Annotated in this window: 27 protein-coding genes; 11 read left to right on the top strand and 16 right to left on the bottom strand. The window is 45.1% G+C overall.

Translation table 11 applies throughout. The annotated features are described in order from the left end of the window. Positions 1-2: 2 nt before the first annotated feature. Both C2745_RS01975 and C2745_RS01970 read right to left on the bottom strand, forming a co-directional pair. Positions 3-302: a 4a-hydroxytetrahydrobiopterin dehydratase gene (locus C2745_RS01975; RefSeq protein ID WP_215384674.1), complete on the bottom strand. Its 300-nt coding sequence runs from the start codon at positions 300-302 to the stop codon at positions 3-5. Next, positions 303-1028, bottom strand: coding sequence for a pseudouridine synthase (locus C2745_RS01970; protein WP_215384673.1), 726 nt, complete (start codon positions 1026-1028; stop codon positions 303-305). It abuts the gene before it with no gap. Positions 1029-1111: 83 nt separating this feature from the next. Here C2745_RS01970 and C2745_RS01965 point away from each other — a divergent pair, with 83 nt between their 5' ends. Continuing rightward, a complete protein-coding gene (locus tag C2745_RS01965; protein ID WP_215384672.1) occupies positions 1112-1654 on the top strand; it encodes a DUF2889 domain-containing protein in 543 nt (180 codons plus the stop codon). Here the strand turns inward: C2745_RS01965 and C2745_RS01960 are convergent. The 6 genes from C2745_RS01960 to C2745_RS01935 form a co-directional block, all read right to left on the bottom strand. Beyond that, the gene (locus C2745_RS01960; protein WP_215384671.1) at positions 1651-2421 is read right to left on the bottom strand and encodes an SDR family oxidoreductase; all 771 of its coding nucleotides are present in this window, start codon (positions 2419-2421) and stop codon (positions 1651-1653) included. The two genes, C2745_RS01965 and C2745_RS01960, sit on opposite strands and share 4 nt — an antisense overlap. Before the next feature lie 27 nt (positions 2422-2448). Then, positions 2449-3372 carry an MBL fold metallo-hydrolase gene (locus tag C2745_RS01955; RefSeq protein ID WP_251368352.1) on the bottom strand — a complete coding sequence of 308 codons (924 nt, stop codon included), beginning with the start codon at positions 3370-3372 and terminating at the stop codon, positions 2449-2451. A gap of 16 nt (positions 3373-3388) precedes the next feature. After that, positions 3389-3946, bottom strand: a complete 558-nt coding sequence (locus C2745_RS01950) for a lipocalin family protein (RefSeq protein WP_215384670.1) — start codon at positions 3944-3946, stop codon at positions 3389-3391. Positions 3947-3959: 13 nt separating this feature from the next. Continuing rightward, positions 3960-4922: a protein-methionine-sulfoxide reductase catalytic subunit MsrP gene (gene msrP / locus C2745_RS01945; protein WP_215384669.1), complete on the bottom strand. Its 963-nt coding sequence runs from the start codon at positions 4920-4922 to the stop codon at positions 3960-3962. 75 nt (positions 4923-4997) lie between these two features. Continuing rightward, positions 4998-5405, bottom strand: a complete 408-nt coding sequence (locus tag C2745_RS01940) for a BLUF domain-containing protein (protein WP_215384668.1) — start codon at positions 5403-5405, stop codon at positions 4998-5000. 109 nt (positions 5406-5514) lie between these two features. Beyond that, the gene (locus C2745_RS01935; RefSeq protein ID WP_215384667.1) at positions 5515-7749 is read right to left on the bottom strand and encodes an NADP-dependent isocitrate dehydrogenase; all 2235 of its coding nucleotides are present in this window, start codon (positions 7747-7749) and stop codon (positions 5515-5517) included. Between the two features lie 236 nt (positions 7750-7985). Between C2745_RS01935 and C2745_RS01930 the strand changes: the two genes are divergently transcribed. Then, a complete protein-coding gene (locus tag C2745_RS01930) occupies positions 7986-9182 on the top strand; it encodes an MFS transporter (protein WP_215384666.1) in 1197 nt (398 codons plus the stop codon). Here the strand turns inward: C2745_RS01930 and C2745_RS01925 are convergent. After that, a complete protein-coding gene (locus C2745_RS01925) occupies positions 9179-10195 on the bottom strand; it encodes a DUF6352 family protein (protein ID WP_215384665.1) in 1017 nt (338 codons plus the stop codon). The genes C2745_RS01930 and C2745_RS01925 overlap by 4 nt on opposite strands. Positions 10196-10280: 85 nt before the next feature. On the opposite strand from C2745_RS01925, the gene C2745_RS01920 reads away from it, so the two are divergent. Continuing rightward, on the top strand, positions 10281-10628 hold the full coding sequence (locus C2745_RS01920; protein ID WP_215384664.1) for an FKBP-type peptidyl-prolyl cis-trans isomerase: 348 nt from the start codon (positions 10281-10283) through the stop codon (positions 10626-10628). Between the two features lie 79 nt (positions 10629-10707). On the opposite strand, the gene C2745_RS01915 is transcribed toward C2745_RS01920, so the two are convergent. Beyond that, positions 10708-11667 carry a transglycosylase SLT domain-containing protein gene (locus C2745_RS01915; protein ID WP_251368417.1) on the bottom strand — a complete coding sequence of 320 codons (960 nt, stop codon included), beginning with the start codon at positions 11665-11667 and terminating at the stop codon, positions 10708-10710. 540 nt (positions 11668-12207) lie between these two features. Here C2745_RS01915 and C2745_RS01910 point away from each other — a divergent pair. Next, the gene (locus C2745_RS01910; protein ID WP_215384662.1) at positions 12208-13233 is read left to right on the top strand and encodes a DNA/RNA non-specific endonuclease; all 1026 of its coding nucleotides are present in this window, start codon (positions 12208-12210) and stop codon (positions 13231-13233) included. Here C2745_RS01910 and C2745_RS01905 read toward each other — a convergent pair. Beyond that, on the bottom strand, positions 13225-13467 hold the full coding sequence (locus tag C2745_RS01905) for a DUF3820 family protein (RefSeq protein WP_215384661.1): 243 nt from the start codon (positions 13465-13467) through the stop codon (positions 13225-13227). The genes C2745_RS01910 and C2745_RS01905 overlap by 9 nt on opposite strands. Before the next feature lie 148 nt (positions 13468-13615). Here C2745_RS01905 and C2745_RS01900 point away from each other — a divergent pair, with 148 nt between their 5' ends. The 4 genes from C2745_RS01900 to C2745_RS01885 all read left to right on the top strand — a co-directional run bounded on the left by C2745_RS01900 (position 13616) and on the right by C2745_RS01885 (position 16542). Further along, the gene (locus tag C2745_RS01900) at positions 13616-14530 is read left to right on the top strand and encodes a DUF6662 family protein (RefSeq protein WP_215384660.1); all 915 of its coding nucleotides are present in this window, start codon (positions 13616-13618) and stop codon (positions 14528-14530) included. A 208-nt stretch (positions 14531-14738) separates the two neighbouring features. Then, positions 14739-15311, top strand: a complete 573-nt coding sequence (locus C2745_RS01895) for an FMN-binding protein (RefSeq protein ID WP_215384659.1) — start codon at positions 14739-14741, stop codon at positions 15309-15311. Then, on the top strand, positions 15308-16132 hold the full coding sequence (locus C2745_RS01890; protein ID WP_215384658.1) for an FAD:protein FMN transferase: 825 nt from the start codon (positions 15308-15310) through the stop codon (positions 16130-16132). The genes C2745_RS01895 and C2745_RS01890 overlap by 4 nt, the downstream gene beginning before the upstream one ends. Further along, entirely contained in the window at positions 16129-16542 is a 414-nt protein-coding gene (locus C2745_RS01885; protein ID WP_215384657.1) for a hypothetical protein, read from the top strand. Before C2745_RS01890 ends, C2745_RS01885 begins: the two co-directional genes overlap by 4 nt. 35 nt (positions 16543-16577) lie before the next feature. Here C2745_RS01885 and C2745_RS01880 read toward each other — a convergent pair whose 3' ends face one another. Continuing rightward, positions 16578-16898, bottom strand: coding sequence for a metalloregulator ArsR/SmtB family transcription factor (locus tag C2745_RS01880; RefSeq protein WP_251368350.1), 321 nt, complete (start codon positions 16896-16898; stop codon positions 16578-16580). A 5-nt stretch (positions 16899-16903) separates the two neighbouring features. Next, positions 16904-17764 carry an MBL fold metallo-hydrolase gene (locus C2745_RS01875; RefSeq protein ID WP_215384656.1) on the bottom strand — a complete coding sequence of 287 codons (861 nt, stop codon included), beginning with the start codon at positions 17762-17764 and terminating at the stop codon, positions 16904-16906. 146 nt (positions 17765-17910) lie between these two features. Between C2745_RS01875 and C2745_RS01870 the strand changes: the two genes are divergently transcribed. The 3 genes from C2745_RS01870 to C2745_RS01860 all read left to right on the top strand — a co-directional run bounded on the left by C2745_RS01870 (position 17911) and on the right by C2745_RS01860 (position 20583). After that, the gene (locus tag C2745_RS01870; protein ID WP_215384655.1) at positions 17911-19155 is read left to right on the top strand and encodes an FAD/NAD(P)-binding oxidoreductase; all 1245 of its coding nucleotides are present in this window, start codon (positions 17911-17913) and stop codon (positions 19153-19155) included. A gap of 3 nt (positions 19156-19158) precedes the next feature. Further along, positions 19159-19977: a sulfite exporter TauE/SafE family protein gene (locus tag C2745_RS01865; RefSeq protein WP_215384654.1), complete on the top strand. Its 819-nt coding sequence runs from the start codon at positions 19159-19161 to the stop codon at positions 19975-19977. Between the two features lie 105 nt (positions 19978-20082). Next, a complete protein-coding gene (locus C2745_RS01860) occupies positions 20083-20583 on the top strand; it encodes a hypothetical protein (protein ID WP_215384653.1) in 501 nt (166 codons plus the stop codon). 64 nt (positions 20584-20647) lie between these two features. Here the strand turns inward: C2745_RS01860 and C2745_RS01855 are convergent, their stop codons facing one another. The 3 genes from C2745_RS01855 to C2745_RS01845 are packed head-to-tail and all read right to left on the bottom strand — an operon-like array spanning position 20648 to position 24213. After that, entirely contained in the window at positions 20648-21376 is a 729-nt protein-coding gene (locus C2745_RS01855; RefSeq protein WP_215348454.1) for an ABC transporter ATP-binding protein, read from the bottom strand. A 30-nt stretch (positions 21377-21406) separates the two neighbouring features. After that, positions 21407-23335 carry an ATP-binding cassette domain-containing protein gene (locus C2745_RS01850; RefSeq protein ID WP_215384652.1) on the bottom strand — a complete coding sequence of 643 codons (1929 nt, stop codon included), beginning with the start codon at positions 23333-23335 and terminating at the stop codon, positions 21407-21409. Next, complete coding sequence (locus tag C2745_RS01845) at positions 23335-24213, bottom strand: branched-chain amino acid ABC transporter permease (RefSeq protein WP_215384651.1); 879 nt, start codon at positions 24211-24213, stop codon at positions 23335-23337. Before C2745_RS01845 ends, C2745_RS01850 begins: the two co-directional genes overlap by 1 nt. Positions 24214-24353 lie beyond the last annotated feature (140 nt).

Here is a 24353-nt window from a genome sequence, read left to right as displayed (position 1 = left end):
TACTAAGAATTGATTTGCTCGGCAAATTGATTCATTGCTTGAGCCATCTTAATATCCAGCTGAGTAAGTCCGCCAGCAGAATGCGTTGTTAAGCTCACCATCACCCGATTCCAAGAATTTGACCAATCGGGATGATGGTCAATCTCTTGAGCATATTGGGCGCTCAGTGTCATGAATTGAAAAGCCTGCTCAAAGTCTTTAAAAATAAATTCGCGCCCGATCATCTTGCGATTAATATCTCTCTCCCATAAAGGCGCACCACCCTCAAAGTCATAATCGAGAGGTAGCAAAGTGCTATTCATTTAAGAGGCAACACTTTGAGATAGTTGCTTTAAATCTTCTGGGTATAGCCAGCGCCACTGACCCTCAGCCAAATCGGCAGGCATGACGTAAGCACCGATTTCAACTCGATGCAGTTTGGCAACATGGTTACCCACGGCAGCCATCATGCGCTTGACCTGATGGTAGCGACCTTCAACGATGGTCATCGCCAATACGTTCTCAGAAATCAATTTGCAAGCAGTGGCATAACAAGGCTTAGGATCATCATCTAATACCACTCCATTGAGCAGATGATCTATTTGACTTTGAGTTATTGGATCAGGTGTGGTGATCTCATAAACCTTACCGATATTTTTCTTTGGAGTGGTCATCTTATGGATAAACTGACCATCATCAGAAATTAATAATAGACCCGTAGTGTCATAGTCTAGACGTCCAACGCATTGCAGCCCTCGCTCTACAAAAGGACTGGGTAAGAGGCTATAGACGCTAGGATGATGTGTAGTCTTATGCGAGCACTCATAGTTGGGTGGCTTATTAAAGGCAATGTAAGCCTTTTCGTGATATTCCCAATCCTTACCCTCAACATTCAGCGTTAAGCCTTCAGTGGGAATGCGCTGCTCAGGATCTTCCGCCTGCACCCCATTCACTTTAACGAGGTCTGCATATACCAAATCGCTGCAATAGCGACGTGTACCAAAGCCTTGGCTAAAGAGGATTTTTTCTAAGGAAATGGGTTTTGCCATATGCTGCAGAGAATACTACAGAGCACCCCTGATTTTCTAGCAGTTGATATCATTAGGCATCCACCTTATACCTATCCATCACCATGCTTTCAGCCCCAAAACCTCGCTCACCACTTCATACAAGAGAGATTACCTTTCAGGGGTATGCAAGGGAGGATGGACTATGGGATATTGAAGGTCATCTAAAGGACTACAAATCAAATCCTTTTGTTACGAGCGCTAAAACCTGGCAGCCTGGTGAGGCGTTTCATGACATGTGGGTACGTGTCACGTTAAATAGCGATCTAGTTGTACAAGACATTGAAGCCGTTATGGATGGACACCCACACGCTGAATGTACTGCTGCCGTTCCCCCTATGCACTCTCTCATTGGCGCAAAGCTTGGAAAAGGTTGGCGAAAAACAATTGATATGAATATAGGCGGAATTAAAGGCTGCACTCACTTGCGAGAACTTCTCAACAGTCTAGCGACAGCAGCCTTTCAATCCATTCCAGGCGCATTTTTTGATCCAGAAGGTAAAGAACCGCCTAAATATTTGGGTACCTGTAAATCTTGGGACTTTGATGGACCCGTTGTGATGCGAGTCTATCCCCAGTTTTACCAATGGAAAAAGCCTGGAGCTTAAAACTCTCCACGATGCACGTTAAATGCGTTGAATGCTTGCTGCACCGGCATCACCTCAAGCACATTAATATTCATGTGACTTGGCAAAGTGGCTGACCAGTAGATCGTTTCGGCAACATCGTCAGCGCTCAAGGCTTTAACACCGGTATAAACCTTCTCCGCTTTCTCATCATCACCCTTAAAGCGAACGTTTGAGAACTCTGTTCCGGCGCACATGCCTGGCTCAATACAGGTGACTCGCACTGGGGTGCCGATCAAGTCAGCGCGCAAGTTCAAACTAAACTGCTTTACAAACGCCTTAGTACCACCGTAGACATTTCCACCTGGGTAGGGATAGTTTGCAGCTACAGATCCTAAATTGATTACATGCCCGCATTTGCGGTCAACCATACCTGGTAAAAATGCGCGGCTCATGTGTACCAAGCCTTTGATATTGGTATCAATCATTTGATCCCAATCACTCAAGTACGCTTTATGCGCAGGCTCTAAGCCCAATGCCAGGCCAGCATTATTCACAAGCACCGTAACCTTCGAAAACTCAGCAGGCAAAGCGGCAGCCAGAGCATCCACCTTGGCGCTATCACAAACGTCTACCACCATGGTGAGGAGTTTTTTCTGTTGATCAGCAGGCAATGAGTTTTTCAATGCTTCTAAGCGCTCTAATCTTCTGCCAACAGCAATGACTTTATGGCCATTAGCCAAAAAACGTCTTGCGGTTGCTTCACCAAATCCAGCGGTTGCGCCAGTTACTAAAACGGTATGTTCCATATTTCCTCTTTGCTTTATTTATATTGATTATGCTAGATCCACCAGGCAAGTGCCGTCCAACTTTGCTGCACCTGACTTCACCAAAGCTTTTGGCAACCATTCGACAAACTCTTCAATACTCATATTCAGAATTTTGGCCGAACTAATTAATGCAGGCGTCTGAGCAATCCACTCATTGATTGATGATAATTCTTGATTGCGCCACTCCAATAGCCGGTATTTCAATAAAACCTTTGCACCATGCCTAGCGTTGCGATCAAGATCTGAGGCCAAATAATCCAATCGAGAGCGCGCTGTAGATAAAGATTTTTCAACATCCACAAAAGGTTTGCCATGACCAGGAATCACCAGCTTGATCGACAGTGATTCAATTAAGTCTAAAGTTTGCGCCACTTCTTCAAATCCAGGTTCACCCCAAAGCTCCGGAAAGATGACGCCAAATCCTTCTTCCCACAAGGCATCAGCTGAAATCAAGATCTCATGCTCTGGCTGGTAAAACATCACCGAATGCGGGTCATGACCAGGGGCTGCCAAGATATCCCATCGATATCGACCCAACTGTATTTGCTGCCCTGGGACCAATACATTGTGATGCGCAAACCGGGGACACTCTTGCCCAAGGTTTTCATAGCTAAGTAAATTCATATCCCATGTCTTGACGGCCAAGGCTTCGGCAGCCGGAATATAAATTTCACAATCAAACGCTTTTTCTAGAGCAGCATTACCACCACAGTGATCTGAATGGAGATGAGTATTAACTACTTTATTTAGCTGACCTAACCCATTTTTTTCTAATGCATGTCTAACTAAAGATAAGGTCAGGTTCTGATGAGCATGAAAACCGCTGTCCACCAAAGATACATCGGTGTCACCATAATGCAGGATGTTATTAGCTGATAGCCAGCCTCTCTCAAAAACTTCAATACCTGGCGGCAATAGATGTGCGGTCACGATTTTCTTATTTCAGTTATTTCGATACAGCTTGAGTAGTCATCTCTAGTTTGCGCACGTCAAACTGCTGCGCCTGTAAACGTTGTAGCAAATCATCATAGACTTTCTTATCCAACTGAGGGCTTCTAGATAGAACCCATAAATATTCTCGGCGTGGATCACTGACGGCAGCAACTTGATATTGCGGGTCCAGATCAATCACCCAGTAATCCCCCCACACCATGGGCAAGAAAGAAAGCCATGCGGGTGCAAAACGTACCTCCAACTTAGGGGAGTCTTTTGCGCCAAGCTGGCGTGCTGTACCTTCAGCATCAGACATGCTGCCATCGGCTGTTTTACAGCTATTGAGCACTTTCAGATTTCCATCCGGCCTAACTGAATATACGGCCTTTGTATTGCCGACGCACTTTTTCTGAAACCAGTTCGGAAACTTGGCTATTTCATACCACGTACCTAAATATCGTGGAACATCCAAAGATGAAATGGTTTTAACTGATTCATCTGACTGGCCATAGGCAGTCAAAGAAATAAAGCAGAAAATGCTGGCAAATACCGCGGAATAAAGTTTAGTCATTACCCAATCATACTTAATAGTATTTCTTGAGATCCATTCCTGCATACATGCTTGCTACTTGGTCGGCATATCCATTAAACATTTGGGTTTTGATCTTAGGCGCAAATACACCTTTACTATCGCCAATCCGGCGTTCCGTTGCCTGACTCCAGCGCGGATGGTCAACCTGAGGGTTTACGTTGGAATAAAAGCCGTATTCCCGTGCATCAAATTGACTCCAGCTTGTTTTTGGCATCTCTTCAGTAAATCGGATTTTGACAATTGATTTAGCGCTCTTAAAGCCATACTTCCATGGCACCACAATGCGCACCGGGGCTCCGTTTTGTTTTGGTAGGGTTTCACCATACATACCAAATGTCAGTAGAGTCAAAGGATTCATAGCCTCGTCCATTCGCAAGCCCTCACGATAAGGCCAATCAATAATATTGCTCTTGACCCCCGGCATTTGCTTACGATCTGCCAAGGAAATAAATTCGACGAACTTTGCAGATCCCAACGGCTCGACTTTACTGATCAGCTTCGATAAAGAAAATCCATCCCAAGGAATGACCATCGACCAACCCTCAACACAACGCATTCTGTAAATGCGCTCTTCCATTGGCGCTAGCTTGAGCAATGCGTCAATATCAAGAGTGACGGGCTTCTTTACTAAGCCCTCAATTGAAATAGACCATGGCTTTGTTTGTAGGGTGTGTGCATTTGCAGCGGGGTCCGCTTTATCCGTTCCAAACTCATAAAAGTTGTTATACGTTGTGGCGTATTTATAGGGGGTAGTTTCATCTGCGGCGGAATACGTAGCATTGAGTTGTACATTCAGCTTTTCAGGATTAGCCGCAAGCGCCTCCCTAGAAAACCAAGGCGCCAGGGCCATACCAAAGCTACCTGCAGCGGCAGCCTTAATCAAGGAGCGGCGATTTTCAAAAACTGCTTGAGGGGTAATATCACTCGGAAGGATGGTTCTATCAATAAAACGCATATCTCACCTCAATGAATGTAATGAGGCTATTTTGCTACTGATACTGTTTTATTGCTGAAGACGCCTAAAGAAGTATTAGCGCTCGGTTTCGCGCATCTTATTCATGAGGGCCATACTATGTTTATCCATGCCGCCAACCATCTCAGCAAGAGCTGGATAGTCTCGAGTAAGCGTTTCGCCACCGTAGAAGCGCAGCAACCAATCTGGGAAACTGCGCTCTGAAATCTCCCGAATTTCTAACAGCTCAACCCGATGATGACGCTTGTCTTCCTGAATGCGTTTCCAGGCCTTCATCACGCTTGCGCGCTCACCTTCAATGATCTGACCAAACTGCTGGTTGTCATATAAGAGAATCCCAGAAATACCATTTGCCTGATTAAAGGCGCGAGCTGACTCCAGCAAACGCATTAAGCCAAGAAATGACATATCCGAGACTGCTTCGCTCAGATAACTCAATTCAACCAGGTCTTTTGGTTTTGGCATCACACAAAAATAGTAAATAGGAATTTATAAATTAAAAAGGCAAACCCGAAGGTTTGCCTTTAAATATTAAAACTAATTTAAAAAAATAGATACTTAGCGCTTCTACCTATTAAATCCCTGCGGATTTTAGGACTGCATTAAAAGTAGAGCTAGGACGCATCACCGCTTCAAACTTCTCGGCATCAGGCATAAAGTAACCGCCGATATCTGCTGGCTTACCTTGAACCGCCTTGAGTTCAGCTGTAATTTTTTGCTCATTCTCCATTAACGCTTTTGCCAAAGGTGCAAAGAACGCTTGCAATTCCTTGTCTTCGGTTTGGGCGGCCAATGCTTCAGCCCAGTACATTGCCAAGTAGAACTGGCTACCGCGATTGTCAAGCTCGCCTGTACGTGGTGAAGGTGACTTATTGTTGTCCAATAACTTACCAGTAGCCTCGTCCAAAGTGCGTGCCAAAAGCTTCACTTTTGAGTTACCAGTCTTGTCCCCAATATCCTCAAGAGAAACCGCTAAAGCCATGAACTCGCCAAGAGAATCCCAACGTAAGTGATTTTCTTCCACTAACTGTTGGACATGCTTTGGCGCAGAACCACCTGCACCAGTTTCAAACAAGCCGCCACCAGCCATCAAAGGCACGATGGACAACATCTTTGCACTTGTTCCCAATTCCATAATCGGGAACAAGTCTGTAAGGTAGTCACGCAAAATATTACCTGTTACAGAGATGGTGTCCTTGCCACGAATCACACGCTCTAAGGTGTAACGCATGGCACGTGTCTGAGACATAATCTGAATGTCAACGCCTGTGAGATCATAATCTTTAAGGTAAGTATTTACCTTCTTGATCAACTCAGCTTCGTGTGGACGGTATTCATCTAACCAGAATACTGCTGGAGTATTAGAAAGACGTGCACGATTAACGGCTAACTTGACCCAGTCACGAATTGGGGCGTCTTTAACCTGACACATACGCCAGATATCACCCTCTTCTACATTTTGCTCGAGCAATACTGTGCCGTCGTCAGCAACAATGCGGGCTACACCAGCCTCTGGAATCTCAAAAGTCTTGTCATGTGAGCCGTACTCTTCAGCCTGTTGAGCCATCAAGCCCACGTTTGGAACGGTACCCATGGTTGTTGGGTCAAAGTTACCGTGTGTCTTACAGAAATTAATCATTTCTTGATAGATACGCGCAAAGGTACTTTCTGGAATTACCGCTTTCGTATCATGCAAACGACCATCCGCGCCCCACATTTTTCCGCCAGCGCGAATCATGGCTGGCATAGAAGCATCCACGATCACATCGCTAGGTGAAAATAAATTCGTAATACCTTTCGCAGAGTCAACCATCGCTAAAGCAGGGCGATGCTCATGGCAGGCATGCAGGTCTTTGATAATTTCTTCACGCTTAGATTCCGGCAAAGTTTTGATCTTTTCATATAGGCTACTCATGCCATTATTGGCATTCACACCCAATTCTTCAAACAACTTAGCGTGTTTAGCAAAAGCATCTTTGTAGAAAATCTTTACAGCGTGACCGAATACGATTGGGTGCGAAACTTTCATCATGGTTGCCTTCACGTGCAAGGACAACATCATGCCAGTCTTATAAGCATCTTCAATCTCTTTCTCGTAGAACTCACAAAGCGCTTTTTTACTCATATACATGCTATCGATGATTTCGCCAGCCAATAGGGAGACTTTTGGCTTGAGGACAATGGTCTTACCGCTCTTGGTTACCAAGTCCATCTTTACATCACACGCCTTAGTCATCGTCATTGACTTCTCACCAGCGTAGAAATCACCGCCATGCATGTGAGAAACGTGAGTGCGTGAAGCTTGACTCCACTCCCCCATCGAGTGCGGATTCTTACGAGCGTAACGCTTCACAGCAGGGGGAGCACGACGATCAGAGTTGCCTTCACGTAACACCGGATTTACAGCGCTGCCCAAGCATTTTGAATAGCGGGCACGAATAGATTTTTCCTCATCCGATTTTGGATCTTCAGGGAAATCGGGAATCTTGTAGCCTTTGGATTGCAACTCTTTAATTGCGGCAAGCAACTGAGGAACCGAGGCGCTAATATTTGGTAATTTAATAATATTGGTGTCAGGCAATAAAGTCATTTTCCCCAGCTCAGCCAAATTATTTGGGACTTGCTGTTCAGGGGTAAGGCATTCAGGAAACTCGGCCAAGATACGAGCAGCAACTGAAATATCGCTTGTCGCAACCTCAACACCAGCAGGGGCTGCAAAAGTGCGAATGATTGGCAGAAATGAACGGGTGGCCAAAAGTGGCGCCTCATCTGTCAGCGTATAAATAATCTTTGATTTATCTGAAGCCATGAATGTTTCCTCAATATTGAACAAATTACAGAGTCAGGTTTTTACCCTGTCGCCCTCAAATCCCCATTTTGCAAGTCGCTTTTAGCGCACCAATTGCCAATGAGACGAGTCCTCCATTTTAAATCATTGGACCTGGCAAAAATGGTGGTTTTGACCCAGAAAACCGTTGATAAAGGGCAATTTAAGGGAATCCACCGAGCTAACCAATACTGCAAAATAACCGTAAACTGCAGGTCATGACCAGCAAACATCCCTTACTCAACAGAAACCTAGTGCTGCTGATAATTTGTCAGGGGCTATTTCTAACCAATAACGTCACTTTTATTGCCATTAATGGCCTAGTGGGTCTTAGTTTGGCGCCAGTAAGCTGGATGGCTACCCTTCCTGTTATGGGCTATGTAGTTGGAGGCGCCTTTTCCACCTCCATCGTAGCCAAATCCCAGAACTATTTTGGGCGCAAGATTTCATTTCAGCTGGGTCTGCTGGTGGCAATGCTGTCCGCACTTTTATGCGCCTACGCTGCTGTGAGCAAAAACTTTTGGCTTTTGGTCATGGGTACCTTTATTGCCGGCTACTACAGCGCCAATGGTCAGCTTTATCGCTTTGCTGCAGCAGAACTGACAGACCTAAAGCAGCGTGACAAAGCGGTTTCTTGGGTGCTTGCTGGCGGCATCCTTGGCGCCGTTATCGGACCCAACCTCGCCTCATGGACAAGAGACCTCTTTGATACCGCTTTTCTGGGTGCCTACCTGACCCTCTCTATCGCAGGCTTCATTGGCATCTTTGTGATGCAGTTCATTCACTTCCCCCAAGAGTTAAAGACTCAACATTCGCTCTCTGATGGGCGCCCCTTAAACGTGATTCTTCGTCAGCCTGTATTTGTAGTTGCCATCATTGGTGCAGCTTTAGGTTATGGGGTGATGAATCTATTAATGGCCGCCACGCCTTTAGCGATGCAGATCTGCGGACTGCCTTTCTCGGACACCGCTTTAGTTCTAGAGTGGCATGTGATTGGAATGTTTGCACCCGGATTTTTTACGGGCTCCCTCATTCAGAGATTTGGGACATTAAAGATTATGGGCGTCGGAGTGCTGCTGAACTTCATCTGTATCGCCATTGCGCTTACCGGCACTGACCTGCATCAATTCTTTATTGCTTTATTTTTACTAGGTGTCGGCTGGAACTTTTTATTTACCGGAGCCACTTCTTTGGCAATGACCGCATATCAACCTAACGAACGAGACAAAGCTCAAGCAGCAATTAACTTCTTTGTCTTTGGCACCATGGCTTTCACCTCTTTTGGTTCAGGCGCCCTCGTCACTTCTCATGGGTGGAGCATTCTGAATTGGGGATCACTGATTCCCGTAGCGATTACTGGGCTTGCGCTTTACTGGCTCGCTCAGCAACGTAAAAAGTCACAGACCCCAGCTTAAGAAGCTTTTGCCAGCGGCAGATTAAATAGTAGGTTTTGAGGTTTTAACTTGAGCTGCTGCTGATCATTCATGGCAATGGCCATATAGACCGGCTTGCCTGCTTGAGCCTTAGCTACAGCAGCCTCGTCAATAAAGTCTAGTCGGAATAAGCAAATGACTTTTTGCAGCTCATCCGCCTCAACCAACTCTTTGTTGTAGAGCTTATTCAGAACTTCAGTTGCAGCCGCATCCAAGCCAACATGCCATGACCATTTGGGATCGCTAATTTGCTGCATAGGCGTTATGCGAACGCTGGCACCTAAGAAATGCTTGACCCATTTTTCTAAAACGCGACAAAAATGATTGATAGGCTCGTGACCAAAATTGAGTTGAACTGCCAAATCAAAGTCTTCGTTGCGCAGCCAATACTCATCAGCATTGTCTTCATGAATTACATCCAGATCCGCCGAGCGCATACTCATCGATTTACCTTTGAGCAAATCCATGATGTTGCCTGTCTCGCCCGCTTGCGCATTGCGAGCCACTACCTCTTCATCCGCTCCCATCACGATGCCATCTTCGATGACAGTGATTTTCTGAGTCCTAAAGAAAAGCTCCCCCATCCGCACTTCCAATGGATGAGCGTCATCACCCAGAATATGCCTTACAAAAATTTGGGCCAGCAATGAAATAAACAAAGGTGGAACATCTACGCCCTCACCTTTAAATAAGCTCATATAAAAACTCTCTAGGGAGCTAGCTGAAAGTAGGCGCGCCCGATAGCGCAACCAAACGCGATAGTTCTCTTGGATGTCCACATCGGCCATTGCAGCGATTTCAGCCTCAGATACTTCAACACGCGGGTTATCGGTCAAGCGCTGGTGCAAAGCACGCTCATTCGGGCAAGATTCAGGGACTAGCGCGAGCTCCGGCCTGGCCATATAAGTACGCAAAAAATCATCTGTCACCAGTAACTGATGATCAGGACTAGCTGCTAGAGTGCTGTAGGCAGAATTTGCCCAATAATTTGTCATACGTTTTAACTAAAGTTGGCTTGCTGTCAATTTACAGAGCTCAGAATATACTAGCCCATCAATTTGCGTGAAATAGGAAAACATCATGAGTGAACTCAAAAAAATCGATACCGTTGTTGGCGAAGGCAAAGAAGCTACAAAAGGCAATCATGTGGACGTACATTACACCGGCTGGCTGTATGACGAGAAAGCTGCTGACCACAAAGGTCAGAAGTTTGATAGCTCCTTAGATCGCGGACAACTCTTTAGCTTCCCATTAGGTGCTGGCCATGTAATTAAGGGCTGGGACGAAGGTGTTGCTGGTATGAAAATTGGTGGCAAGCGCACTCTCATCATCCCTTCTGAAATGGGTTATGGACCACGCGGTGCAGGCGGTGTGATTCCTCCGAATGCGACTCTCGTGTTTGATGTGGAATTGCACGGCGTTAACTAATAGCGCTAGATAGGCAGTAAAGCAAAAGCCACCCTAGGGTGGCTTTTTTATATTCTTCGATCAAGCAATGATCAATAGCTTAAGAGCGCAAATCCTTGCCGTTTAGTGTCAAGCGATTAGATGAACGGTTCTGACATAAACCAATCAAGCGATTTCTTTCAGCCATTACCTTGTCGGCATAGCCGCCATCATCTTCAGCATTTGCAGCACCAACGTAATACTTCAAGCCATTGCGCAATGAGCCTGCTGTAGCAATGAGGTACTTCAGGATGTAAGCGCCAACACGGATATTCACTTCCGGCTTAGCAGCCTCAGAAGTTCCGCCAAAGATTGCGTACTTATCTTTATGCACTGAAGTCATTACTTGCATCAAACCTTCGGCGCCAGCATGACTCTTCGTGTTTGGATTGAAGTTGGACTCGACTGAAATCACCGCCAACAAAAGCACTGGATCAATATTGACTTCTTTAGCAATCAAGATGGTATTAGAAACATACTCTTCAATCTTGGCACGATCGAGGCTGTACTTCTTTTCAAAGAAGTCTGCTACAGCACGTTGATTCTGAATAGAGCCCATCAAGTTGCTATCCAAAGCCTGGGGATCAATCCTCGATGTCGGAATACGATCTGACAAATGAGAAATCGATTTCACCTGCATTTGCGCTACGGAAGGCATGAGCAAGGCAACGGTCTGCTGCTTAGCGCTAGCCAAGCCTGTCGTCGCTGGCAACTTAGACTTGTTATAGATCACTGCTGCGATTTCAGTATCGGCAGCTGAAGCAGAAGCTACTTCATTAGATTCTTTGTATTGGTTGAGCATGCCAAATCCATTGCTCCAAACCATATGGCGCGCTTCGTCTGGAACCAGAATACGAGCTAAGTCAAAAGCACCGGCGTTTGTACCGTTGCCTGAGAGCCAGAGACCAACCACCATAAATACAGTAACAACGAGTAAGCCATTAATGACTCGATAGACTGGAGCCATGGCGTGCGCTAGCAGCTCTTTAGCAGTCAACATAGTTGGCTGCACAGTCTGCATGTCGCTCAAATTGTTAGATAAACATTTACTCATTCATTGTTTGCAAGACCTCAAAAAACTGTACTGCTGTTTTATGCTGCATTGCAATATCTTAAAAACATGGGTCATCCTAAGAAGTTTCTTATATCAAGTCAAGAATAAGGAAGTACAAATCAATAACTTATTGATCTAGAAATACGGGGAATTACTGATAATTACCCTAAAAAGCATATATAAATCAATAAAATCAATTACTTATAAAAGTTAGGGGGCGCTAATTTCACTCTGTAAAAAAATGACTTAATTAGGACTTTTTTGTGATTTTGGCCAAAAATTCAGTCCCGAAAACCATACATCTAGTGTTTTCGCATCCCTTATTTTCTAGGGGTAGTAGCAAGCCGAAAGTTATTGCGTAGCACTACTTACCAAGGCGCCCGATCTAAAAAATAGATTTTTATACTCAGAAAAACATTGATGGGGCCCTGATTCTTATTAGCTCTTAAGCTAGCTAAAGATAAAAAAGTGTGAAGACTGGAAGTAGAGCTCATACACTTAGTGCCCATGAAATTGTTTCGCAACCTACTTGCCCTCGTAACGCTGTGTGCTTCGCTCAATGTGCTTGCAGCCTTTGAGGACTGCAAAGACCATTTTCCAGGCCAACAGATACCCACAACCGCCCAGGCTGGACGAGACCTCTGCTTTGATAGCTTTGCAATCTATTACTCCCCACAAGATAAAAAGCCCATCTACACAGTTGAGAAACTGAATAAAGAGCAACTGTCTGGCCCGCACCCACGAAGAAGCAACCAGTTTTACGAAGAAGCCAGGCTCCCCTTCGCAGAGCGCTCACTCCTAGCGGACTACCGCGGTAGCGGTTATGACCGTGGGCACAATGCTCCAGCTGGAGATATGAGCAATGAACGCTCCATGGCTCAATCGTTCTCGCTAGCAAATATGATGCCCCAGGCAAGACAGAATAATCAGGGCATCTGGGCTAAAAACGTTGAGGAGCCAACTCGAGCCTATGTCAAAAGAGCTGAGGGTGATGTTTATGTGTTCACTGGCTCGGTTGGCAATAGCGGCAGCATTGGTCGAAGTCGCGTGACGATTCCCAGTCACCTCTATAAGCTAGTCTACGACCCGAGCAAAAATAGTGCCTGGGCCTACTGGATTGAAAACATCAATGGGGCAAATATGCGTCCGCCAATCTCTTATCAAGAATTGGTGCAAAAAACGGGCATTGATTTTCATTTGACGGTTGATAACAATACAAATCAGCAACCCCTTGCAACGACAGAACCTTTAAAAACAAAGGCTCAGAAGCCATTGCTTGGTGGATGGTATCCCATATTTTTTGACGAATATTCATCCAGTAAGCTCAATGGGGTCATTGAGAACATCAAAGCAGGCAAGGTGGAGAACATTCAGATTCAATATGACCGCAATGAGAATTTAGCAAAACAGATCGCCAAACAGATTACGTCCCAAACCAATCTACAAGTCAGCCTGCTGCAAAGCAGCCCACCTGACTCAGCAACCGTGACTTACGAACGAAATCGTGTCACCCTGATTGTTCGTTCAAAGTAATTTAGATTTAGCCTGCAATCCATGTGCGCGCTGTATAGGCGCCAATAGTCCACGCAAGCCATTGTGATCTAGTGTGTGCATTAACTCTAGCAGCTGACCAAGCTCACTCTTAGGAAAGCCTTCGCGGGCAAACCACGCCAAATAGTTTCCCGGCAAATCAGCCAAAGCACGCCCTACATATTTACCAAAGGGCATCTTCATTAAAACCAGCTTTTCCAAGGACTCTGCGTTCATTTGGAGAAATCTTACAAGCAAATAAGGAAGGGGCCATTTATTTCACCATTGTTAAGTTGATGGCTATTAAGTCACTTGAGAATCATTCTCATTTAGTGTTATAGTGAGAACAATTCTCATTTAGATTAACAACCGGCCCACTAAAAAGATGAAATTCAACCTCAAAAAACTACTCGCCTTTACCTGTTTTCTTGCAGCCGCCCTCCACTTCTCTCTCGCCCATGCTGGGGAAGGCGCTTTTGGGTGGATCTACACCCTGGATCTACAGCCCAAAGGAAGTCTAGAGTTTGAACAGCGCCTGCAACTCAACAAACAACAAGCAAGCGGTTCTTATAACAACTGGCTATCACGCACAGAGCTTGAGTACGGCCTTACTAATGATTTACAAATCGCAGGCTATTTAAATGCGTATTACGTAAATGCCAACCAAAACTACACAAACCCAGAGGCATGCGGTGAGGCGGCTACCTGTACTGGTGGTCAACCCGTTCCTGAAAGTCACAATCCAGCGACACCATATCGCAAAAGCGGTATTGAGGGCGGCTCTCTAGAGGCCATATATCGAATTACTAATCCAGTGACCTCTCCAGTTGGAGTAGGACTTTACTTAGAGCCAACACTCGGTCGCAATAAAAATGAAATTGAAGCTCGTCTGTTATTGCAATCAAATTTTATTGATGATCGCCTAATACTGGCTGGAAACGTGGTCGTTGCAAACGAGCAATTGAAATTTGTTGGCAATGGCAACGTACCAGAATCGATGCTGGATTTTTTAGTGGGTGCAAGCTATCGTTTTGCCCCCAAATGGTCAGCCGGCGTAGAAGCGCGCTTCCATAATGACTACTCAAGCTACAACTTACAAAACCAGGTTCAGAAAGCCACTTTTGTTGGCCCTAATGTGCACTATGCAGCCAAAGACTGGTGGATTACTGGTGCCTGGCGCTACCAGCTGAAAGGCAACACCTGCATGGGTGACGGTACTGCTGAATGCTCTAACGCCCGCGTTTGGGATAGCCACTCAGTAAATGAATTCATTGTCAAAGTTGGCTTCCCTCTTAACTAAAAACCAAACGAAAGAACTTATGGAAACTCAGAATCTATTAGTTGCGGCTCTGACTCACTTGTTGAAGTTTCAAGCGACCCAATGCCAAATAGCTAAGGAGAGAGCGCTAATGATGTTTGAAACACTCTCCAATCTCAAAGGCATTAACAACGATATCCAAACGCTTTGTAACGAAGCAAATGAACTACTTACTGCTTAAATTGAAATAATGATTTGGAAACCTAACCCTTTAGCTCTTATTGGCATTGCGATGATTAGTGCACCGATCATTGCCCATGCAAAAATTTATGTTTCTGTAGAGCAAGCTCAGAAAATACTCTTTCCCAATAAGACGCTAACAAAAAATCCCATCATCATTACCGATGACCTGCAAGACAAAATGCGCTCTGCCTCCAGCATTCGCCACCCCTTTCAGGGCGATAGGATATGGAAGGCCGCTGATGGAAGCTGGCTAGTGATCGATGAAGTGGTAGGCAAACATGAAATGATTACCTATGCTGTTGCTATCAATCCAAATGGCAGCATCGCCGGTATTGAAGTTTTGGAATACGTTGAGTCTTATGGTTATGAAGTGGCGGAAGCGCAATGGCGCAAGCAATTTGTGGGCAAGACCGCAAGCGATCCCATTAAGCTTAATCAGGATATTCAAAATATTGGGGGAGCCACCCTCTCTTGCAAGCATCTCACTGATGGCGTGAAGCGAGTTGCCGTTTTATATGAGTTAGCCCTGAAGAACACCTCTTCGCCAGGCGCCCAAACCCAAACTATCAAAGCAAAATGATTCGTTGCAAACCCCTACTGGGTACTTTTGTGGAAATCTCCATTCGGGAAAATGAAGATGGATTAGAGGCGATTGAAAACGCCTTCAATGCAATTCAGAAAGTACACGACCTCATGGGGTTTCATAATCCTGAGAGTGAGCTCAGCCTCATCAATCAACTTGCCCATAAAGAAGCTGTTGAAATTCATCCGTGGACAGCCCAAGTAATCAAGATTGCTAAAGAAGTTTATTTGGCTTCAGATGGTCTATTCAATTGCGGCATTGGCCATCGCCTCGTTGCTGCAGGCCTATTGCCGCGACACATCACCTTCACAAACCATGAGCTTGGCGGCATTGAGGATATTCAGTTTTTGGCGCCTGATCTCATCAAATCAGATCGACCAGTGTGTTTGGACCTTGGTGGCATTGCTAAAGGATTTGCGGTTGATATGGCAGTAAGAGTTTTAATCTCCGAGGGAATAACATCGGGATCTGTAAATGCTGGTGGTGACCTACGGGTATTTGGTAAAACTGCGCTGCCAATTCAGATCCGAGATCCAGGGCTTCCTGAAAAACTGATTGAGATTGGCTCCTTGAAAGATGGCGCCATTGCAACAAGCAGTCTTTACTTTGCAAAAAGAGATCAACAGATAAGTCACATTATCAATCCCCTGGCCCAGAACCTTTCTGAAGTGCACGCTGAGGTTTTGGGCTCATTCTCAGTTCTAGCTAAAGAGTGCGTCTATGCAGACGCCCTCACGAAAGTCTTAGCCTTATCCAATAATGAGCACCATCCCTGTTTCACCCGCTTTTCAGCGCAAGCCCTGAGAATTGCCGCATGAGCCGCCTTGGGAAAATGCCGAACTGGCAAAGAAAGTTTGTGATTATCGGCATGATGACTTGCTCTATTACGGGCCTCATGTATCTACTAGGCCATCAATTTCAGATACAGCGAACCACTCTTGGAACTCATAGCATCCTAGCTGCCCATGGTGTTGCTGCTATGCTGGCAACCTTAGCCCTTGGTTCGGTGCTGCCATTTCATATCAAGGCGGGTTTCCTATCAAAAAGAAAGTGGCTAAGTGGCTTTAGTCAGCTGAGCTTTCTATTTTCACTATTAATTACTGGAGCATTACTTTATTACGGACCAGAAGAATTTCGCGAAGGAGTGATTAGCACTCATTGGATCATCGGCTTGATGTTTATTGGCATCTTTCTGCTGCATCTACTTGTGCCGAGGAAGTCAAAATAAATTATTCTTTAAATTCCTAGAGCAGCAAGGGAGTCTTATTTTTTGCAGTAATGGCTATAAAGCAAATTCATTACTGATAGCGCTATATCGCTGGAAAGAGAGTAGTAAATTTGCTTACCCTCTCGCCGTGTCTTAACCAACTTTTTAGTTCGCAGCACTGTAAGTTGTTGCGATAAGGTTGGCTGATGTATTCCTGTTGATTCCTCCAGATCCCCAACACAGCGCTCCTCAACGGCGATTTCACATAACAGCATGAGTCGACTCGGGTTTGAGAGCACCTTTAAGAACTCGCAAGCCTTGGAGGCAGAGGACTGCATCTTTTTAAACTCAGCAACCCGCTTCTTTTCGTTCAACATCAGAATTACAGTGCGTTCAGTGGAATTTTTAGATAAGCGATGCCATTACTTTCCTTGGGAGGCATTTCACCAGCCCGGATGTTCATTTGAATGGATGGCAGAATGAGTACCGGCATTTGCAAAGTAGCATCTCGCTTGCTTCGCATTTGCACGAACTCATCTTCAGAAATGCCATCATGCATATGTATATTAGATTTTTTTTGGTCTGCCACAGTTGTTTCATAATTTACTGCACGACCATTTGGAGGATAGTCGTGACACATAAATAATCTAGTCTCACCGGGAAGACTCAAAATCTTTTGCATAGACTTATAGAGTGTGTGCGCATCTCCGCCCGGAAAGTCGCATCGCGCAGTCCCGACATCAGGCATAAACATCGTATCGCCTACAAAAACGGCATCACCTACTTGATATGCCATACAGGCCGGAGTATGTCCAGGAACAAAGAGAGATTTCAGGCTCAGGTTTCCAAACTGGATTTCTTCCCCATCTTTAAGCAAATAATCAAACTGAGAGCCATCCACCTGAAATGCCTCTTCTAAATTGAAGACCTTCTTAAAGACACCTTGCACCACTGAAATATGGTCACCAATGGCAATCTTGCCACCTAACTTTGCTTTTAAATATGGTGCCGCTGAAACATGATCTGCGTGGGCATGGGTTTCTAAGATCCATTCCGTAGTCAGGTTATTAGCCTTAACAAACTCGATTACCTCATCAGCGGATTTCGTATTGGTACGGCCTGACTTGTGGTCATAATTCAGCACCGAATCAATGATGACGCATGGTGAGCCTGGCTTTTCATAAACCACATAGGTTACGGTCCAGGTATCTGGGTCAAAAAAGCCCTTAACGATCGGTTTCATGTATTTATTCCAGTTTGCTGTGAATAGCTTATTTTATAATAAATAATATATAAAATTGTAGACTAATCACAAACCCTGATAGCCAATTGAGTCAATTCGAGCTATTTTAATGATCTAAATCTAAAAAATATGGGGGTAAAAGGAGTATGACTCTAGCAAGCTCAAAATCTGATGTGTTTGACGTGGTAATTGCAGGTGGTGGCGCCGCCGGAATAGGTCTGGCTGCCAGCCTTAAAGCCAGAGATCACTCATTAAGCATTGCAATCATTGAACCCTCTGAAGAGCATTTTTACCAACCCTCTTGGACACTTGTAGGAGGTGGTGCATTTAATATCAAAAAAAGTCGTCGCCATACCAAAGACCTCATTCCGTCAGGTGTTCGTTGGATTAAGGAAAAGGTTGCAGGCTTCAATCCAGATGCCAATGAAGTTCTTGTTCACAATGGCGCTCCCGTTAAATACAAACAGTTGGCAATTGCAACTGGCATTAAATCCAACTGGGATGCGATTCCTGGGCTGAAAGAAACGCTTGGCAAAAATGGGGTGACCTCCAACTACAGCTATGATTACTCACCATACACCTGGGAGCTGGTGCGCAACTTGAAGTCTGGCAAAGCCATTTTCACGCAACCACCAATGCCGATAAAGTGCCCAGGCGCACCTCAAAAAGCAATGTATCTATCTTGCTATGAGTGGCAAAAACAAGGTCGATTAAACAATATTGAGGTTGAATTAAATAATGCGGGAGCCGCCCTATTTGGCGTGGCGGACTTTGTTCCACCCCTCATGGAGTACGTCAAAAAATACAATGCCAAACTCAATTTCAACACAAACCTTATTTCGGTGGATGGCCCAGCTAAAAAGGCTATCTTTGCAGTGAAAGATGCGGATGGCAATGTCACACAGGTTGAAAAATCCTTTGACATTCTGCATGTCGTGCCTCCACAAGGACCTCAAGATTGCCTCAAAGGAAGTCCCGTTTCCAATGCGGATGGCTTTGTCGAGGTAGACCAATTTACGCTTCAACATACTCGCTACCCCAATATATTTGGACTAGGAGATTGTTGTTCATCGCCAAATTCTAAAACTGCAGCAGCAGCCAGAAAACAAATTGTGGTGGTTGCCGAAAATTTACTCGCAGCAAAACATAACAAGCCACTGCCAACCAAATATGATGGCTATGGATCTTGCCCATTGACGGTAGAAAATGGAAAAATTGTTTTAGCTGAGTTTGGCTTTGGCGGAAAACTCCTGCCAACCTTCCCATGGCTCATTAATCCACTCAAAGCAACCAGACTCGCCTGGATTCTGAAGAAAGATGTTCTCCCTTGGCTTTACTGGAATGCAATGCTTAAAGGGAAAGAGTGGCTAGCTCGCCCATTTGAAAACTAATTTATGGATTTTTTGCCCTACCTAACCTTAGCGATAGGCGTCTTTGTTGGCGTCCTAATGGGTCTCACCGGTGCTGGTGGCGGCATCTTATCAGTACCGCTATTGGTTTTTTTGCTACACCTGCCTATTTCTGAAGCAGGTCCAATTGCCTTAACAGCCATCACCATATCCGCTGCTGTAGGAGCAGCAATAGGCTTAAAAGCCAAGGCACTTCGGTATAAAGCGGCCATGTTAATGGCAATCTTTGGTTTAATACTTTCCCCTCTTGGATTATGGCTAGCCCAGAAAGTGCCTAACACTCCATTATCAATACTATTTAGTTTGGTGTTGATGTATGTTGCGGTTCGCATGCTTCTGCAAGTAGCAAAAAACCTTTCCGGCAAGTCAGATCAACAAGCCAAAACTCCACCGTGCCAATTAGACTCTTCGATTGGCAAGCTAATTTGGACGGCTCCATGTGCACGCGCACTCATGATTTCTGGTGCTACAGCAGGCTTTCTATCGGGTCTATTGGGGGTTGGGGGAGGATTTATTTTGGTGCCTGCACTAAATAAATTTACAGATCTACCAATGAAATCAATTGTGGCTACATCACTTGGTGTGCTTGCAATTGTTTCTGCTGGAGGCGCCTTCATTTCACTTGCATCCGGAACCCTAAACATGGCTATTGCCATTCCATTTGCCTGCGGTTCATTATTGGGACTTCTTTTAGGGAAAACGTTAGAAAGAAAGATAAGTGGCCCCAGAATTCAGCAAATATTTGCGATCTTTACTTTAATTATTGCCGTAAGTCTAATGATCAAGGCGATTAATCATATTTGAACTCCCTAATTGGGCAATCGCAGTAATAATCATTCAGTGCACCTCAAAAGACCGTTACTATCTCTTCTCTTTATACTCAGCTTTAGCCTTTTGGGAGTCCTGCTGATGTCCACAAGTAAACCAAGCTCTTTGCTTTCAAGCTCTATTAGCTCGATTTCTGGCACAGTGAGCAATCTCAATAATGAATTGCTCGAATACGTAAACCATGAAAAGCCTACCCACGACCATTCTTCGGTTTATTACAAGCGCTTTTTTATCTCTAAATTTAATTTGGGAGATAAGACAATCGAAGCCAAATTTTCCGCACCAATGCAGATTGCTGATGGCGATCAAATCAGAGTAGCTGGATACCAAAAAGGTGAGTCTCTTCAGGTTCTTGCTTATAGCAACCAAACCAAACAAGTCAGCAGCAATGAGAATTGGATCATCCTCGGACTAGGAGCACTCTTCTTTTTTGCCGTAGCGATTGGCTTACTCAATAGTGAATTGGTGGCTGAAGGCGCATTGATACCCAAGCTCTTTTTGTTTGGATTTACTGTAGTTGCTATATATATGGGCTATCGCGCCCTGCTGATACGGGAAGCGGTAAAGCTCTTAGCTGACTAAAAAGAAAAAGCCCTTATTACTAAGGGCTTTTCTATTAGAGGTAGTTGGGTATTTAACTAGCTACTTAGTGGCCACCAGCACCACCCAAGTAAGCCGCTTTCACAGCAGGATCATCCTTGAGCTTAGCAGCAGGTCCGTGAGTAGCGATCTTACCGTTCTCAAGCACATAACCGTAGTCAGCCACATTCAAGGCTGCAGCAGCAAACTGCTCAACCAACAACATGGTCACACCCTGTGACTTCAAGTTAGAAATGATCTTAAATACTTCCTCAACCAAAATTGGTGCCAGACCCATTGATGGCTCATCTAAGAGAATAATCTCTGGATTGAGCATCACAGCACGAGCCATGGCCAACATTTGTTGCTCACCACCAGATAGCGTTCCAGCCAATTGATTGCGACGCTCTTTCAAACGCGGGAACATTTCAAGAGACTTTTCCAAGTCATTCTTGATGTCGCCTTTTGGACGACTACCTGTAAAGCGTGGAAATGCGCCCAACAATAAGTTGTCGGTAACTGACATCGTCGTAAATACACGGCGACCTTCAGGGCTGTGAGCCAAACCTAAGCGAGCGATCTTATGAGAGTCGTAACCATCAATTTTTTCGCCGCCTAGAGTGACCTCACCAGCTGTTGGTTTGATCATGCCAGTGATGGCACGCATCGTTGTTGTTTTGCCGGCGCCGTTTGAGCCAATCAAAGTAATGACTTGTCCTTTTGGAACATCAATATTGATGCCGTGGAGGACTTTGACTTTGCCGTAGCCTGCTTCAAGATTCTTAATAGATAGCATGGTATTTACCGATTCAATATGTTCTAGTGATTAAGTACCCAAGTAGGCATGAATCACCTTCTCGTCTGCCTGAACTTCAGCTGGTTTACCTTCTGCAATCTTCTGACCGAAGTCCAATACAGAAACGGTATCGCAAACTGACATCACCACATCCATGTGATGCTCAATCAGGATAAAGGTAATACCGCTATCGCGGATCTTACGAATAATGCGCAAGAGTTCTTTAATGTCGGGAGCTGTCAAGCCTGCTGCTGGCTCATCCAACAAGAGCAACTCAGGATCCAATGCCAAGGCACGGGCAATCTCGAGCAAACGCTGCTTACCATATGGCAAGTTGCGCGCTTCTTCATTCGCCAAGTCATCCAAACCAACGAACTTGAGGAGCGCCATTGCGCGAGCATGAGCTTCAGCCTCTTCACGCTTATAGCGTGGCAGATTCAAGGCAATTTCCACCATGTTTGACTTGAAGGTGTGATGCAAACCAACCAAAATATTTTGGATAGCAGTCATTTCACCGAAAAGCTGAACGTTTTGGAAGGTACGTGCAATACCAGATAAAGCGATGTCTGAAGACGTCTTACCAACAACGCTTTCGCCAGCGTACAGCACGTTACCTGCCGTAGGCACATAAATACCCGTCAACACGTTCATCATCGTGCTCTTACCGGAACCGTTAGGGCCGATCAGACCATGAATAGTGCCGCGCTTGATACTGAGATCAACATTGTTCAATGCCTTCAAGCCACCGAACTGCATCAATACAGAGTCAACTTTCAAGAGCTCAGCGCCAGTATTGGTATTTGAAACGGCGCTAATAAAGCTAATGGAATCATCCACCGCTTCAGCATCACCACCGCGGGTAGTTTTAGCTTTACCAACAATTGACTGGTAGAAGCTTTTCGCAAAACCAACGATACCGTTTTGCAAGTAGTACACCACCAACAAAATCATGAAGCCGAAAATACTCAAGCGCCAGTCAGAGATGCTGTTGAGCCAGAATGAGAACGCAGCTAAACCAACCACACCAGCGATAGGTACCGCTACACGACGTGGAGTAGTCACCTTCTTAGACAAGGCCATTGCAGCACCTGCTACTACTACGAGCGCAATGATCGAAGCAACAATACGGAACAAGAAAATATCGTCCAAGAGCTTAGGTAACAATACGATGATGGCGGCGCCAATGACTGCACCAAGGCGAGACTTACGTCCACCCATGATGATGCCGAGCAAGAACAAAACAGCAAGTTCGTTGTTGTAAGTATTTGGTGAAATATATTGCTCTGAGTAGGCGTACAAGCAACCAGCCAAACCTGCAAAAGCAGCGCTGATCACAAATGCGATCACCTTAAAGCGATATACGGAAACGCCCATACAGTCACAGGCAATCGGGCTATCACGCAAGGCTTCAAAGGCGCGACCAATTTGTGACTTTACAAAACGGTCTACAACGATCATGGAAAGAATCAAGATAACGGAAACCAGCCAGAAGTACTCCGCCTTGGTCATCGGAACACCCATCAACTCAGGCTTTGGAATCTTGATGCCCAATGGGCCTTCAGTCAACCAAGTCATCTCATTAATGAGAATCTGTGCGATCGTGCCAAATGCCAAAGTCACCATCGCCAGGTATGGTCCGATTACCTTCAAAGCAGGCAAAGCCAAGATACCGCCAAAGATTGCCGTAACAATAATAGCTGCCGGAATATTGACCCAAATTGGCAATCCAAAGTGGAAGTACAAAACGCCAGCGGTGTACGAACCAATTCCAAATAGGGCTGCGTGCCCTAAAGAAACCTGACCTACATAACCCACCACGATGTCCAAACCAAATAACAGAATGGTGTAGATCAGAATGGTTTCAACCAAGTGAATGTAATAAGGATTGTGAATAAAGAGGGGCAATACAAAGAGCCCCGCAATTGCAATTAATAGAGGGATTAGAGACTTCTTCATCATTAAACTTTCTTAATTGCAGATTTACCAAAGAGGCCTGATGGTTTGTATGCCAGCACTAGCAAGAGCAAGATCAAACCTGGCACATCTTTATAGCCAGTAGAGATATAAAAGCCTGTAGCTGTCTCCACAATTCCGAGGATCAAGCCACCAACAATAATTCCCATACCGCTTGAGAGACCACCAATAATCGCTACTGCGAAGGCCTTAAGACCTAAGGCGCCGCCCATGCTTGCGCCAGTCAATGTCAGAGGTGCAATCAATACACCAGCAAATGCCGCAGTTAATGAAGAGAGTGCATAAGAGAAGGTAATCACAACACTGGTATTAATACCCATCAAACCAGCGGCATCACGGTCGTTTGCAGTAGCAACAACCGCTTTGCCATAAATTGTTTTACGGTTGAAAAATTCTACTAATAACATCATGACCAAAGCACCTACTACCACCAGGATCTCCATTGGCAAAATGTTCGCACCAAGGAACTCCATTGGCTCCATTGGCAATGGTGACGGGAATGGCAATGCATCACGGCCCCAGATATTTTCAGCTACGTTCTTGAAAATAATGCCGAGTGCAATGGTGGACATAATCCAACCAAACTCAGATTTAATTTTGATGGCTGGACGTACACCGATAAGCTCAACAAAGCCACCTTGCAGCATTCCAAATAAGCAAACTACAGGAATCATCACCCAATAGTTCATGCCAAAAGTGTCAACGCAGGTTAAACCTACTAGAGCGCCTAACATCAGCGCTTCACCTTGACCGAAGTTCAAAGTGCCTGATGTGGCAAAAGTGAGCTGGAAACCGAAAGCGATCACCGCATAGATCATCCCCACAGCGATACCGCTTGAGAGGATTTGTGCAAGCATGTCCATTTTTATTGGCCTAAAAGAAAATACTTAAAACTGTTTTATTAACGAATCCGACATTGTAAGCAAAACGCCGCCTTTTGGGCGGCGCTTTGATCTAACAAATGTTGCAGTGCAAGATAAGTAGTCCTCTTGCCTGCAGACCT

The organism is Polynucleobacter sp. AP-Kolm-20A-A1 (genome assembly GCF_018688315.1).
In the GTDB taxonomy this organism is placed as follows: Bacteria; Pseudomonadota; Gammaproteobacteria; order Burkholderiales; family Burkholderiaceae; genus Polynucleobacter.
The sequence above is the reverse complement of the archived record's forward strand: the minus strand, read 5'-3'. Positions and strand labels throughout refer to the sequence as shown.

What these genes read in the sequence shown, in the direction of transcription:
- C2745_RS01870 (WP_215384655.1), top strand. Translation starts at nt 17,911, where the DNA reads ATGACTCTAGCAAGCTCAAAATCTGATGTGTTTGACGTGGTAATTGCA.
- C2745_RS01920 (WP_215384664.1), top strand. Translation starts at nt 10,281, where the DNA reads ATGAGTGAACTCAAAAAAATCGATACCGTTGTTGGCGAAGGCAAAGAA.
- C2745_RS01855 (WP_215348454.1), bottom strand. Translation starts at nt 21,376, where the DNA reads ATGCTATCTATTAAGAATCTTGAAGCAGGCTACGGCAAAGTCAAAGTC.
- C2745_RS01875 (WP_215384656.1), bottom strand. Translation starts at nt 17,764, where the DNA reads ATGAAACCGATCGTTAAGGGCTTTTTTGACCCAGATACCTGGACCGTA.
- C2745_RS01860 (WP_215384653.1), top strand. Translation starts at nt 20,083, where the DNA reads ATGTCCACAAGTAAACCAAGCTCTTTGCTTTCAAGCTCTATTAGCTCG.
- C2745_RS01935 (WP_215384667.1), bottom strand. Translation starts at nt 7,749, where the DNA reads ATGGCTTCAGATAAATCAAAGATTATTTATACGCTGACAGATGAGGCG.
- C2745_RS01970 (WP_215384673.1), bottom strand. Translation starts at nt 1,028, where the DNA reads ATGGCAAAACCCATTTCCTTAGAAAAAATCCTCTTTAGCCAAGGCTTT.
- C2745_RS01885 (WP_215384657.1), top strand. Translation starts at nt 16,129, where the DNA reads ATGAGCCGCCTTGGGAAAATGCCGAACTGGCAAAGAAAGTTTGTGATT.
- msrP (WP_215384669.1), bottom strand. Translation starts at nt 4,922, where the DNA reads ATGCGTTTTATTGATAGAACCATCCTTCCGAGTGATATTACCCCTCAA.
- C2745_RS01925 (WP_215384665.1), bottom strand. Translation starts at nt 10,195, where the DNA reads ATGACAAATTATTGGGCAAATTCTGCCTACAGCACTCTAGCAGCTAGT.
- C2745_RS01965 (WP_215384672.1), top strand. Translation starts at nt 1,112, where the DNA reads ATGCTTTCAGCCCCAAAACCTCGCTCACCACTTCATACAAGAGAGATT.
- C2745_RS01850 (WP_215384652.1), bottom strand. Translation starts at nt 23,335, where the DNA reads ATGATGAAGAAGTCTCTAATCCCTCTATTAATTGCAATTGCGGGGCTC.
- C2745_RS01900 (WP_215384660.1), top strand. Translation starts at nt 13,616, where the DNA reads ATGAAATTCAACCTCAAAAAACTACTCGCCTTTACCTGTTTTCTTGCA.
- C2745_RS01865 (WP_215384654.1), top strand. Translation starts at nt 19,159, where the DNA reads ATGGATTTTTTGCCCTACCTAACCTTAGCGATAGGCGTCTTTGTTGGC.
- C2745_RS01930 (WP_215384666.1), top strand. Translation starts at nt 7,986, where the DNA reads ATGACCAGCAAACATCCCTTACTCAACAGAAACCTAGTGCTGCTGATA.
- C2745_RS01905 (WP_215384661.1), bottom strand. Translation starts at nt 13,467, where the DNA reads ATGAACGCAGAGTCCTTGGAAAAGCTGGTTTTAATGAAGATGCCCTTT.
- C2745_RS01845 (WP_215384651.1), bottom strand. Translation starts at nt 24,213, where the DNA reads ATGGACATGCTTGCACAAATCCTCTCAAGCGGTATCGCTGTGGGGATG.
- C2745_RS01975 (WP_215384674.1), bottom strand. Translation starts at nt 302, where the DNA reads ATGAATAGCACTTTGCTACCTCTCGATTATGACTTTGAGGGTGGTGCG.
- C2745_RS01895 (WP_215384659.1), top strand. Translation starts at nt 14,739, where the DNA reads ATGATTTGGAAACCTAACCCTTTAGCTCTTATTGGCATTGCGATGATT.
- C2745_RS01880 (WP_251368350.1), bottom strand. Translation starts at nt 16,898, where the DNA reads ATGTTGAACGAAAAGAAGCGGGTTGCTGAGTTTAAAAAGATGCAGTCC.
- C2745_RS01950 (WP_215384670.1), bottom strand. Translation starts at nt 3,946, where the DNA reads ATGACTAAACTTTATTCCGCGGTATTTGCCAGCATTTTCTGCTTTATT.
- C2745_RS01910 (WP_215384662.1), top strand. Translation starts at nt 12,208, where the DNA reads ATGAAATTGTTTCGCAACCTACTTGCCCTCGTAACGCTGTGTGCTTCG.
- C2745_RS01890 (WP_215384658.1), top strand. Translation starts at nt 15,308, where the DNA reads ATGATTCGTTGCAAACCCCTACTGGGTACTTTTGTGGAAATCTCCATT.
- C2745_RS01960 (WP_215384671.1), bottom strand. Translation starts at nt 2,421, where the DNA reads ATGGAACATACCGTTTTAGTAACTGGCGCAACCGCTGGATTTGGTGAA.
- C2745_RS01940 (WP_215384668.1), bottom strand. Translation starts at nt 5,405, where the DNA reads ATGCCAAAACCAAAAGACCTGGTTGAATTGAGTTATCTGAGCGAAGCA.
- C2745_RS01915 (WP_251368417.1), bottom strand. Translation starts at nt 11,667, where the DNA reads ATGCAGACTGTGCAGCCAACTATGTTGACTGCTAAAGAGCTGCTAGCG.